Annotated in this window: 12 protein-coding genes; 10 read left to right on the top strand and 2 right to left on the bottom strand. The window is 61.0% G+C overall.

The annotated features are described in order from the left end of the window. Positions 1 to 749: substrate-binding domain-containing protein (locus D1641_RS17635; RefSeq protein WP_160668082.1), on the top strand; the 749-nt coding region annotated here is incomplete at its 5' end. Here D1641_RS17635 and D1641_RS17630 read toward each other — a convergent pair. Both D1641_RS17630 and D1641_RS17625 read right to left on the bottom strand, forming a co-directional pair. Then, complete coding sequence (locus D1641_RS17630; RefSeq protein ID WP_160668080.1) at positions 709 to 1,524, bottom strand: Gfo/Idh/MocA family oxidoreductase; 816 nt, start codon at positions 1,522 to 1,524, stop codon at positions 709 to 711. The two genes, D1641_RS17635 and D1641_RS17630, sit on opposite strands and share 41 nt — an antisense overlap. Then, a complete protein-coding gene (locus tag D1641_RS17625) occupies positions 1,521 to 1,661 on the bottom strand; it encodes a hypothetical protein (protein WP_160668077.1) in 141 nt (46 codons plus the stop codon). Before D1641_RS17625 ends, D1641_RS17630 begins: the two co-directional genes overlap by 4 nt. 441 nt (positions 1,662 to 2,102) lie before the next feature. Between D1641_RS17625 and D1641_RS17620 the strand changes: the two genes are divergently transcribed. The 9 genes from D1641_RS17620 to D1641_RS17580 all read left to right on the top strand — a co-directional run. Next, positions 2,103 to 3,347 carry an ABC transporter substrate-binding protein gene (locus tag D1641_RS17620; RefSeq protein WP_160668075.1) on the top strand — a complete coding sequence of 415 codons (1,245 nt, stop codon included), beginning with the start codon at positions 2,103 to 2,105 and terminating at the stop codon, positions 3,345 to 3,347. A 75-nt stretch (positions 3,348 to 3,422) separates the two neighbouring features. Continuing rightward, complete coding sequence (locus D1641_RS17615; RefSeq protein WP_160668073.1) at positions 3,423 to 4,304, top strand: branched-chain amino acid ABC transporter permease; 882 nt, start codon at positions 3,423 to 3,425, stop codon at positions 4,302 to 4,304. A gap of 10 nt (positions 4,305 to 4,314) precedes the next feature. Then, positions 4,315 to 5,217, top strand: coding sequence for a branched-chain amino acid ABC transporter permease (locus D1641_RS17610; protein WP_160668071.1), 903 nt, complete (start codon positions 4,315 to 4,317; stop codon positions 5,215 to 5,217). Continuing rightward, entirely contained in the window at positions 5,214 to 5,987 is a 774-nt protein-coding gene (locus D1641_RS17605) for an ABC transporter ATP-binding protein (protein WP_160668069.1), read from the top strand. The genes D1641_RS17610 and D1641_RS17605 overlap by 4 nt, the downstream gene beginning before the upstream one ends. A gap of 11 nt (positions 5,988 to 5,998) precedes the next feature. Then, positions 5,999 to 6,709 (top strand): ABC transporter ATP-binding protein, encoded by a 711-nt coding sequence (locus D1641_RS17600; protein ID WP_347707469.1) that lies wholly within the window; start codon positions 5,999 to 6,001, stop codon positions 6,707 to 6,709. 19 nt (positions 6,710 to 6,728) lie between these two features. Further along, positions 6,729 to 7,490: a glucosamine-6-phosphate deaminase gene (locus D1641_RS17595; RefSeq protein ID WP_160668066.1), complete on the top strand. Its 762-nt coding sequence runs from the start codon at positions 6,729 to 6,731 to the stop codon at positions 7,488 to 7,490. A gap of 15 nt (positions 7,491 to 7,505) precedes the next feature. Further along, complete coding sequence (locus tag D1641_RS17590; RefSeq protein ID WP_160668064.1) at positions 7,506 to 8,246, top strand: creatininase family protein; 741 nt, start codon at positions 7,506 to 7,508, stop codon at positions 8,244 to 8,246. Positions 8,247 to 8,262: 16 nt separating this feature from the next. After that, the gene (locus D1641_RS17585) at positions 8,263 to 9,333 is read left to right on the top strand and encodes a Gfo/Idh/MocA family oxidoreductase (protein ID WP_160668062.1); all 1,071 of its coding nucleotides are present in this window, start codon (positions 8,263 to 8,265) and stop codon (positions 9,331 to 9,333) included. Then, positions 9,333 to 11,024, top strand: a 1,692-nt coding sequence (locus D1641_RS17580) for an NAD(P)-binding protein (RefSeq protein WP_160668060.1), incomplete at its 3' end; no start/stop codon positions are given. The genes D1641_RS17585 and D1641_RS17580, both read left to right, overlap by 1 nt.

Genomic DNA, 11,024 nt, shown 5'->3' with positions numbered 1-11,024 from the left:
TGCGGGATGTGGAGCAGGAGCGGGGCTGCCTGCGTCAGCTCTACGAGCGGCAGACCAGAGGAGTCATTCTGTCCTCGGTGGACGAGAGCGGCGATGTGGTGATGGAGTACAGCCGGAGGGGGATGCGGTTTGTCCTGCTGGATCAGAAGCTGACCGGAGTGGAGAGCACGGGCATCAACTTTGATTCCCGGGCGGGGGCCCGCATGGCGGTGGAGCACCTGATCTCCATGGGTCACAGCCGCATTGCCTTCGCCACCATGCCTATGACGCGCTGGACCCGGGCGGAGATGCACCGGGGCTATCGGGACGCCCTGCTGGGGGCCGGCCTGAGCTATGACGGCTCGCTGATTTATGAGTGGTCTCCCAGCTCCTGGGACGCCAACAGCGACCTGGAGCTTGAAACTGGTCAGTACATCGCCGAGCTGTTCCTGGGCGACGGCTGCCCGGCCACTGCGGTGCTCTGCGTCAATGATATGGTGGCTATCGGCATGATTAAGGTGTTTTTAAAGCACGGAGTCCGGGTCCCGGAGGATATCTCGGTAATAGGCTTTGATGATATTCCCTTTGCCGGGGCCTTTGTGCCCGCCCTGACCACAGTTCACCAGCCGGCTCAGGAGACGGGGCGGCTGGCGGCCATGATGATTTTGAACGCCCTGTCCAGCGACGACGGGGAGCTGACGGTGTCTATGAACCTGACGCCCCGCCTGGTTATCCGGGACACGGCCGCCCCCCCTCACGCAGAGAGGTGAGAATGGCGTCCATCAGCCGGACAGAGGACACCAGCTCCCCCACACGGCCCAGGGCGGCCCCCTCCGCCACGGACAGGAAGTGGACCATACCCGCCTGGTAGCAGCCCTGGTCGTCCAGCACATAGGAGCGGTCGTCCATTTGCAGGACGGGGGGCTGCTTGACAGGGGAGGAGCGCAGGGAGACGGAGAAGCGGGGGTAGTGGACAACGGCGCGCAGCTTGCTTCCCTGGAGCTGCGCCGCAGCGCTCTGCCAGCCGCGGCCGAACAGGGTGACGCAAAGATCGGTGAGGTGGCTTCCGTAGAAGTGCCAGCCGCCAAAAGGGGAGAAGGGGTCGGCCTGGTAGGAGAGCGTGTAGCTACCCTGACAGGGCAGCTTTCCCGCCAGATGCCGGACCTCCTGGGTGAAGCAGATGGTGGAGCCGCCGGTGCAGGGGGTGCCCGTCTGGAGGGCTGTTTTTTGAATCCGGAGGGCATCCTCAACGGCGTGGGTGAAGGGCTTGTCTACAAAGACAGGCTTTTTTTCTTTCAGGCACAGCTCGGCCAGCTCCGCGTGCTGGCCGCCGTCCCGCAGGACAATGGCTACGGCGTCCACAGAACGGATGAGCTCCTGGGGCTGGCGGCATACCGTCAGACCGCGGCAGGAGGGCAGAAGCTCCGGGGCGTCAAGACCGCAGATGTGGGTTACGGTGTGCTCTCCTCCGGGAAACTGGGTGGAAATAGCGTTACGAAAGAAGTTCGCGTGTCTGCTGCGCAGGCCAATCACGCCTAGCCTCATTGAGCCGCATCCTCTCTTGATATATAGTCAACACACTTGAAAATCGGTAAAGTTCGGCGGCCAAAATGGCACAGGGCGGCGTTGTCGTCTTTGGCTGGCGTCAGCCCGCCTGCATCCTCCGCCTTGCCCCGCGCCATTTTTCCTCCCCTCCTTTTTACCTCTTCTCAAGTGCGTCGACTATAGTAGATAAGGAATAGAAAACTGTTTCTCCGGTGGGCCATGGCCCGCCGGATTTTTTTGTTCCTGCCGCCCTGGATGTCCTCTATTATACAAGAAGGCAGGTGGAAAGTCAATCGTTATAGAAAATATTTTCTGAAAATATTTTGGATTTTCCATGAAAAAACACTTGCAATTATCTGTAAAAACGATTATAATAAGCTAAAAACAGGGGAGGCAACTGGTTGAAATAGATAAAAAGAGGCGTTTGTTGTGAAAATACACAAGTTGAAAAGCTTCGATTTGGAGAGACGTATAAGAAATCGTTTTCTATTCTATTTCGACAAAAGGTTCGTGACCGCATAGATCTATGCGTAGCGATAAATACTGAAGGAAAAACAAAGAATGGAGGAAATGAACGTATGAAAAAGGTAATCGCATTGGCGCTCTCCGTCCTGATGATGACCTCGGTGCTGGCTGGCTGTGGGGACAAGGATAAGCCGGGCGGAGCTGGAACATCCGGCAGCGTCAGCGGCGGCACGTCGGGCAGCCAGGGTGCGGCCAATCAGGACCCCATCAAGATTGGGTCCATCCAGGATACATCCGGCGGGGCGTCTCTGGCGGGCCAGCCCAACCAGTGGGGCGTAGAGTACGCCGTCCGCTGGATCAACGAAAACGGCGGCATCAATGGCCGGCCGGTGGAGCTGTACAGCCGCGACTGTCAGAACGACGCCGAGGTGGGCGTCACCAACTATCGGGAGCTGGTGGATGAGGTGGGTGTCTGCGCCATCATCGGGCCTCCCCTGTCCAACCCCGCCTCCGCCTGGGTGGAGCTTGCCACTGAGGACAAGGTGCCTATTGTAGGCCACTTTATGGACGAGGTGTGCACCACCGACCCCGATACCGGTGAGGCCTACCCCTACATGTTCCTGGCGGAGCCCTCCTGTGCCGTTCAGAGCTATATCCTCGCGGAATACGGCATGAAGGAGCTGGGTGTAAAGACTATCGCCACTTTGTATAACACCTCCAACGCTTACGCTGTGGCCCATGAGGGTCCCTTCGTCAGCTATGTGGAGAGCAACGGCGGCAGCGTTCTGGCGCGGGAGACCTTCGGCTGGACCGATACCGACTACACCGCCCAGGCCCAGAAGATCGCCGCCCTGAACCCCGACGCGGTGCTGCTGTGCGACTACTGCAACCAGATGGTCACCGCCTATGACAATCTGCGGGACGCCGGCTATACCGGCTATATCCTGGGCGCCAACACTATGTATCCCCCCTTCAACACTCTGGTGAAGAACAAAATTACCGACTGCTATTTCGTTCAGAACTACGATCTGAGTACCGGCACAATCGCCGAGCTGCTGGAAATCCAGATGCAGGAGACTGGCACAGACTATCCCACTTCTAACGTAGGCTTCGGCTGGGACGCCTGCATGGTCCTGTTCAATGCCATGAAGCAGGCGAAGGACCCCACCGACGGTGAGGAGGTCCGGCAGATTCTGGAGAACAGCACCAAGGACGTGGAGTCCGCCGGCGGCGCGAAGATCACCATCGACCCCGCCATCCACCGTCCCACCCGGGACATGGGGATGTATATCGCCACCTATGACGCGGATGTCAATGTGGACTGTCTGGTCTACATGACCTCCGACTATAACAGCTGATCCTGCGCGGCAGGGAGGACAGGCACAACCGGGCGGACGGGATTCGTCCGCCCGGTCTTCTAAGGAGCGAGATATATGACGTTTCAACTATTTATCAGTGGAATTTCCCTGGGGTCTGTCTACGCGCTGATTGCGGTGGGCTTTGCCATTGTGTTCAGCATTTTGAAGTTCAGCAACTTTGCCCACGGCGGCATGATCAGCGCCTGCGCTTACATCGGTTATTTTTTCCTGAGCGCCTTTGAGACCCCGCCGCCCTTTGCGGTTACGGTGCTCTTTACAACCGTGTGCGGCGTGCTGCTGGCTCTGTTGGTGGATGTGGTCGCCTACCGGCGAATCCGCAGAAAGCAGGCCCCCAATATTTACTATTTTTTGGCTTCTATCACCATTGCCATCCTGATTGAACAGATTTTAAGCGTGTTTTTCGGCAAGAATCTCTACGGGTATCCGGCGATTTTTAAAAACACTACATTTAACATCGGAAGCATCCGGTTTTCCTCGGTGGATACCCTCATCCTGATGGTCTCTCTTGCCATTCTTGCGGTGCTGCTCTATGTAATCAACGGTACTCGGATCGGTTTGGCTATTCGGGCAGTGGCCATCAGCCCCTCCACCAGCCGGCTGATGGGGATGAACTCCGATGTGATTATCGTTGTGGTCTTTGCCATTGCCGGAGCTCTGGCGGGCATCTCCGGCGTGCTGCTGGGGATGAAGTACTCGGTCTACCCCTCGCTGGGTCCCTCCATGATGATTAAGGGCTTTATCGCCTCGGTCATCGGCGGGCTGGGCAGTCTGGGCGGAGCGATTACCGCCGCTGTCGCGCTGGGCATTGTGGAGATTTTCCTGACCTACTGGATCGGCTCCCTGTCCGCGCCCATCGTCCTGTTCGGCATCATGCTGGTTTTCCTGGCCATCCGGCCCGAGGGAATCTCCGGCAGGTTTGCCAAGGACAAGGTATAAGGAGGGCGCTATGAGTAATTATCAGCTGTCGCTTATCATGCTGGCCTGCATCTCGGTGATTACCGTGTCCGGCGTGTTTACCATGACCAGTCTGGCCGGAATGTTCTCTCTGGGTCAGGCGGCCTACATGTCCATCTGCGCCTACCTCACCTTCTGCCTGGCCCGGTATCTGAGCCTGCCGATCTGGCTCACCGCGGTGATCGGCCTGGCGGCCAGCGGGCTGGTGGCCCTGATTATCTCCCTGCCCACGCTGAAGCTGAGGCGGGACTACTTCGCCCTGCTGTCGGTGGGCTTTGGGCAGATGGTGTCCTCCATCGTGATTCTGCTGGGGGACTGGACCAACGCCTCCATCGGGTTTTCCAAGATTCCCAAGGTGAAGGGGCTGGTGTGGATCATCCTGGCTATTACCGCGCTGATTGTCTTTATGGTCCGCAACCTGAAGTACTCCCGTTTCGGACGGATGTGCATCGCGCTTAAGACGGACGAGATTGCCGCCCGCAGCTTTGGCATCGACGTCTACCGGCTGAAGGTGAAGATCTATGTGCTGGCCTCCGTGATTGCCGGCGTGGGCGGCATCTGCTATGGCCTGCGGAACCGGGTCATCTCGCCGGATGCCTTCGACTGGTCCCTGTCCGCCGAGATGCAGATTCTGCTCTTCTTCGGCGGCACCAATTCTCTGACCGGCTCCGTCATCTCCGCAGCCGGATTGAAGGTCCTGCCGGAGTTTTTGAAGGGCGTCAAGCTCTTCGGCATCAATCTTCAGGACTGCAAAACCATTATCTACTGTCTGCTGATTATTGTGGTCATCAACTTCCGGACCCAGGGCATTATGGGTGAGCGGGAGCTGGATACCGCCGCCCTGCGCAGGCTGGCCGGCAGATTTACCTGGAGCGGGAGAGGAGGGGGAGCATGAGCCAGTGCATCCTGAAAACGGAGCATCTGCACAAGAATTTCGGCGGCGTCACCGCGGTAAAGGATTTCAGCTTCTCGGTGGATGAGGGGCAGGTTGTTGCCATCATCGGGCCAAACGGCGCGGGAAAGACCACAATCTTCAACCTGATCTCCAAGATATACCAGCCGGACAGCGGTGTTTTGACCTTCAACGGCCAGGATATCACCGGGAAATCCCAGATTGAGACCGCCCGCATGGGGATCTCCCGCACCTTTCAGAACACCCGGCTGTTTACCGACCTGAGCGTGCTGGACAATGTGAAGGTGGCGCTGGATTACGGCGCCAGATACACCATTCTGGAGGCCATGCTCCTGACGCCCCGCCGCTGGAAACACGAGCGGGAGGCGGGCCGGAGAGCCCACAACTGTCTGGAGCTGCTGAATCTGGACCAGTACGCCGGGAAGCGGCCCTCCAATCTGCCCTACGGCATCCAGCGCCGGGTGGAGATCGCCCGGGCCCTGGTGTCTGAGCCCAAGGTGCTTATGCTGGACGAGCCCGCCGCCGGACTGAACCCGGAGGAGGTGTTTCAGCTGGTGGATTTCATCCGGGAGATCAAGGAAAAATATCCCAGGCTGGCCATTCTGATCATCGAGCACCGGATGGATCTGGTGATGAACCTGAGCGACTATATCTATGTGCAGGATTTCGGCGAGACCATTGCCCAGGGCCTGCCGGAGGCGGTTCGGACGGATCCCCTGGTGCTGAAGGCCTATCTGGGAGAGGAGGAGTGAGCGTGGGGGTCATTTTGGATATCCGCGGCCTGAAGGTGTTTTACGGGATTCACGAGGCTGTGTGCGGCGTGGACATGGAGATCAATGAGGGGGAGATTACCGCCGTCATCGGCTCCAACGGCGCGGGGAAGACCACCATCATCAACGCGATCTCCGGCATGGTACCCCGCCAGGGAGAAATCCGCTACAGCGGGGCCCCTCTGCCCGCCCAGGCCAACCGTGTGGTGCGCCAGGGGGTGGTCCAGGTTCCGGAGGGGCGGAAAATCTTTGCCGGCCTTACCGTGGAGGAGAACCTGACCGCCGGAGCCTACACCGTGAAAAACAGAAAAGAGATCGAGCGGCTGCTTCAGGAGCAGTATGAGATGTTCCCCCGGCTGAAGGAGCGGCGCAGACAGGATGCAGGAACCCTGTCCGGCGGAGAGCAGCAGATGCTGGCGATCTGCCGGGGGCTGATGGCCAAGCCCAAGGTGCTTATGCTGGATGAGCCCTCCCTGGGCCTGGCCCCCGTGGTGGTCAACGAGGTATTTCACAATATTCAGCGCATCTGCCAGGAGGGCATAACCGTCATCCTGGTGGAGCAGAACGCGAAAAAATCACTGAGCATCTGCGACCGGGCCTATGTGATTGAGACCGGCCGGGTGGTGATATCAGGCACCGGCGGGGAGATGCTGGAGAACCCGGAGGTGGCGTCGGCCTATTTGGGCACGGCCCGCGATCAGTAAGATAAGAGGAGTAAAGATTATGGAGTTTAAGACCATGACAGTGGAAAATCTGTCCGTCCGCGCGTTTGACACCCGGGAGGAGATGGGCCGGGCCGCTGCTCTGGACGCCGCCGCCCGTATTCGGAAGATTATCGAGGAGAGGGGAGAGGCCAACCTGGTGTTTGCCGCCGCCCCCTCCCAGAACGAGCTGCTGGAGGAGCTGCTCCGCCAGGACATAGACTGGACCAAGGTCCGGGGCTTTCATCAGGACGAGTACATCGGTATCGACGAGAAGGAGCCCGCCGGTTTTGGCTGCTTCCTCCGCCGGGCCATCTTCGACCGGGTTCCCTTTAAGGAGCTGCACTTCCTGCTGTGCGGGGCGGACCAGGCGGAGGAGAAATGCCGGGAATACACCAGGCTTCTGGAGGAGCACCCCATCGACCTGATCTTCCTGGGAATCGGGGAGAATGGTCATCTGGCCTTCAACGACCCCGCCGTGGCCGACTTTGATGACCCGAAGAAGGTGAAGGTGGTGGAGCTGGACGATGTCTGCCGCCAGCAGCAGGTGAACGACGGCTGCTTCGCCGGCCTGGACCAGGTGCCAAAGCAGGCCATGAGCATGACCATGTCGCTGATTATGTCGGTGCCTCAGGCTGTCTGTGTGGTGCCCACCGGGCGCAAGGCCGACGCGGTGTACAACGCCCTCTTCGGCCCTGTCACTACCGCCTGCCCCGCCAGCATCCTGCGCCGGCATCCCAGCGCGGCGCTGTATCTGGACCGGGACAGCGCGGGCAGACTGTAACAGGGGGGTATGCCTGTGTATCGAAATACTGTGGATGAAATTGCGGAAAAGGACCCGGAGCTGGCCATTCTGCCTGTGGGCTCTCTGGAGCAGCACGGGGCTCACCTGCCCATTATGACCGATTGGGCCATCGCCTCTGAGCTGGGCCGCCGGGTGGCCCGGGAGATGGGGGCCTTCCTCATTCCGGCCCTGCCCATCTCCACCAACCGGGAGCAGATGGGGAGGAAGGGGGCTGTGTGGATGGAGAGCGTCACCTTCTATCAGATGATGACTGATATCATTCTGAGCCTGAAGACCCAGGGCTTTCGGAAGGTGGGTATTTTGCAGTGCCACGGGGGAATTTTTATCATGACCCCTCTTCTGCGGGACCTGAACTCCAGATACAATCCGGAGCTGATGGTGGCCCTGGCCGACACCTGCACCTTTAACGACACGCTCTGCCGGGAGGGGATTATCCAGTCCAGCACCGAGCTCCATGCCGGGGAGGTGGAGACCTCTCAGATGCTGGCGATTGCCCCGGAGACGGTCCACATGGACCGGGCGGCGGATTTTGTGCCTGCGGTCCCCCGGCCCTACCTGAACTACGGCAGCATCTTCCGCGCTACCCCCTCCGGGGTGTGGGGGGAGCCCACCCTGGCCTCGGCGAAGAAGGGGGAGCTGATCTTCCGGCGCACGGCCCAGCTGGCGGTCCAGGCCCTCACCGACGCCTTCTCCTATATGGGGGCCAAGGAGCGGTTTGGCTATAGTAATTTCTAAAGGAGGAGTGATTCCGATGAAAAAACTTCGGGTTTTGCTGGTGGGGGCGGCGTTTTCCTCTGACCTCCACTCCGACGGCTACAGCCGGATTCTGGACAAGGTCCAGATTGTGGGCATATGTGACAAGGACCTGAACCGCGTCGCTGCCCTGGCCCAGCGGTACGGCTTTACCGGCTACACCCCATATGACGACTACGCCGCCGCCATTGAGCAGTGCGACTGTGACCTGGTGGATATCTGCATGCCCAACTTCCTCCACCACGATGTGGCGGTCAAGGCGCTGAACGCCGGCCGGGACATCATCTGCGAAAAGCCCCTTGCCACCACGGTGGAGGACGCCCAGGACATGGTGGACACGGCGGACCGGCTGGGCAGGCACATCTACTACGCCGAGGACTGGCTCTTTGCCCCCGCCTTCCGCCGGGCTCTGGAAATTCTGAACAGCGGCAAGGTTGGCCGGCCCCTGTATATCCGGGCCCGGGAGTGCCACAGCGGGTCCCACAGCCCCTTTGCCCAGTCCATCAAATACTGCGGCGGAGGCTGCATGGTCCACCTGGGGGTGCATCCCGTCAGCTTTATGCTGGCCCTGAAGGAAAACCGCTGGAGTGAGCTGACCGCCATGACGTCGGGCGGCAGCGGAAGCAACCTGGTCCACCGCCAGATGGAGGGGGAGGACTGGGCCGGCGCCTTCCTGCGCTTCGCCGACGGCACCTATGCCACCCTGGAGGCCAACTATGTCACCGTTGGCGGTATGGAGGACGTGCTGGACATCTACTGCGAGGAGGGCTGCATCCATGTGGACCTGTCCTTCTCCGGGCCGGTGCGGGTGTTCTCCCTTCCGGGGCTGGACTACACCGTGGAAAAGGCGGAGATCACCACCGGCTGGTCCACTCCGGCGGTGGATGAGAAGTACAGCCTGGGCTACTGCGGCGAGATCAATCACTTTGTGGACTCCGCCCTGGCCGGCCGTGACGCCCAGGTGGGCCTCCGGGGCCGGGACGGCCTGGAGACGCTGAAGGTAATCAACCTGATTTACCGCTCCGCCCGGGAGGGAGTCAGCGTCAAAAATGACAGACTGGAGGGATAATGGTGGAGGACATCCGGATTCCGGTCACCGTAGGCGGGGTGACCTTTTCAAATCCCTTCTATGTGGCCTCCGGGCCCACCACCAAATCTGTCCGCCAGCTGCTGCGCATTGAGGAGACCGGCTGGGCCGCCGCCAGCATCAAGCTGAGCATCGACCCCGCCCCCTATATCAACCGCAAGCCCCGATACAGCCTGTTCAAGGACCGGGACGCCCTGGCCTTCACCGCCGAGAAGCGCCTCACCTTCCAGGAGGGGCTGCGGCTGGTGGAGCAGGCCAAGCCCAAGCTGCGCAGTCTGCTGCTGATGGCCAATATGACCTACGCCGGGGACGCCGGCCCCGAGGGCTGGGTGAACATGGCCAGGCGCTTTGAGGAGGCGGGGGCGGATATCATCGAGCTGAACATGTGCTGCCCCAATATGAGCTACAATCTGGAGATGACCTCCGGCGGAAGCCAGACCGCCTCCAGACAGACCGGGGCCAGCATGGGCCAACAGGCCGATATTGCCGCCGAAATTGTCTCTGCCATCAAGGAGGAAATTTCCATCCCTCTCTTTGTGAAGCTGACCCCCGAGGGGGGACAGATTGCCAGGGTGGCCCAGCGGCTCTACGCCGCCGGGGCGGACGCGGTGGGGGGAACAGGCAACCGTCTGGGGATGCCGCCCATCGACTTGGACGACCCGGGACGGGCCTTTTACCACCTCCAGGAGGAGATCTCCATGGGCTGCTACTGTAGCGGCTGGCTGAAGCCTCTGGCCCAGCGGGACACCTATGAGATCAGCAAGGTCTGTGGGCAGGACGCCCCCATCATGGCCGCCGGAGGCATCCGGAACTGGCGTGACGCGGTGGAGATGGTGCTGTGCGGCGGGACCCTGCTGGGGGTGTGCGCCGAGACCCTGATCTCCGGCTACGACATTGTCCGGCCCATGATCGCCGGGCTGGATCAGTATATGAGGGACCACGGCTACACCGACCTGACCCAGATGCGGGGGCTGGTGGTGCCCCAGGTGCGCACTGCCGCCGACGTGACCCTCCACACGGGCTATGCCCGGATCAGGGAGCCCAATCTGTCTGCCCCCTGCAAGAGCGCCTGTCCCATCCATGTGCCTGTCCAGGCCTATGTGCGGAAGGTGGCAGAAAGGGATTTTCGGGCGGCCTGGGACCTGATTACCGCCGCCCCTCTCCAGGAGGTCTGCGCCCTGGTGTGCAGCCACCCCTGCGAGGACGCCTGTATCCGGGGGGACTATGACAGCCCTGTCAAAATCCGGGAGATCAAGCGCTTTGTGCTGGATTACGGCAGAGACCGGGGCTGGACGCCGAACTGGGCCGCGGCCCGGGACAACGGACGGAGGGCTGCCGTGGTGGGCGCGGGCCCCCGGGGGCTGGCCTGTGCCGTGGAGCTGCGCCGGGCCGGCTATGCCGTCACCGTCTTTGAGGCGGAGGAGGAGGCCGGCGGAATGCTCCGGTACGGCCTGCCGGAGAGCGGCGGCCAGCGGCAGGTGTTGAAGGACACCGTCCGCCAGCTGGAGCGCTGGGGCATTCACTTTGTGTTTGACCGGAGAATTGAAAACGCCCGGGAGCTCAGGGATCAGGGCTTTGACGCGGTGGCTGCCGCCCTGGGCGCCGGCCCGGCCCGGGAGGGCGGGACCGGCGGAGAGGACGCCCTGACCCTGCTGAGCCGGCTGAGCCGGGGG

Source organism: Colidextribacter sp. OB.20, from assembly GCF_009911595.1.
Classification (GTDB): domain Bacteria; phylum Bacillota; class Clostridia; order Oscillospirales; family Oscillospiraceae; genus Lawsonibacter.
This window is presented reverse-complemented; position numbering and strand designations above follow the sequence as displayed.